The sequence below is a fragment of the Enterobacter sp. CFEC122 genome (assembly GCF_052983755.1).
Genome location: NZ_JBRIQR010000120.1, coordinates 1 through 1,173 on the forward strand (window position 1 = coordinate 1; position 1,173 = coordinate 1,173).

A 1,173-nucleotide genomic window follows, 5' to 3' on the forward strand; every position below is an offset into this window, starting at 1 on the left:
GATGAGTTCCGCGCCTGATGAACCTCCAGAAAATATACGGCTTCAATGAGCCTTTCCGTTTTACAGGTTCCTCAACAGGCCGGTGGGCCGTTAGTATCATCAATATCAGTATTCGCAAAACCAGATCAGTAATTCTTTAAACCGGTGTATTTCTGCCGTTATGCTACATAAGTTTGCTGTCGTGCCGTTAGGGCCCAGGCTATTCTGGCCAGCTTGTTTGCCAGAGCACAAGTGACGACAAAGTTGCTTTTCCGGCACAGTAAATCCCTGACCCAATCGGCCAATTTGCCAGACTGGTGTTCCAGTTTTTGTATGAATACCCTGGCACATTGAACCAACAAAGTTCGGATCTTTTTATTACCTCGCTTACTAATTCCCAGCAATGTCGTCCTACCTCCCGTGCTGTACTGCCGAGGTACAAGCCCTGTTGCCGCCGCAAAGTCACGGCTGCTGGCGTACTGCTTCCCGTCGCCAATCTCAGTTGAAATAGTACTCGCTGTCAGTGTTCCGACGCAGGGAATGCTCAGCAAGCGCTGTCCAACCTCATCTTCGTCCAACTTTCGTTTCAACTGGGATTCCAAATCTTTAATCTGCTCAACAAGATAGTGATAATGCTGTTGTAATTTCAGCAATAACTGGCTGAGGTAAAGAGGCAAACTATTATCCTCAAGAATGGTACTCAGTCGGCTAATAACGGCAGCTCCTCGGGGAACGCTAATGCCAAATTCCAGCAGAAAAGCATGCATTTGATTGGTTGTTTTTACCTTATCCTGAACCAGGGATTCACGGACACGATGCAGAGCCCGCATTGCCTGCTGAGATTCCGTTCTGGGCTGCACAAAACGCATAGACGGACGCGATGCAGCTTCACAAATAGCTTCGGCGTCGACAAAGTCGTTTTTATTGCTTTTAACGAACGGGCGGACAAATTGTGGTGATATCAGCTTTGGGGAATGCCCCAACTCTTCCAACTTGCGTGCCATAAAGTGAGAACCGCCACAGGCTTCCATTGCGATGGTTGTAGCGGGGCATGTCGCCAAAAATTCGATCAACTTTGGCCGGGTAAATTTTTTACGGTAAACAGCCTTCCCGCGACGATCCTGGCAATGAATATGGAAAGAGTTTTTACCCAGATCGATACCAATGAGCGCAATGTTTTCCATGATAGTTCTC

The 1,173-nt window shown here is 47.7% G+C and carries 1 protein-coding gene; it reads right to left on the reverse strand.

Going from position 1 to position 1,173, the window contains the following annotated elements; genetic code table 11:
• Nucleotides 1-158 precede the first annotated feature (158 nt).
• Entirely contained in the window at nt 159-1,163 is a 1,005-nt protein-coding gene (locus ACVCAM_RS26400) for an IS110-like element IS4321 family transposase (protein ID WP_000427623.1), read from the reverse strand.
• Nucleotides 1,164-1,173 lie beyond the last annotated feature (10 nt).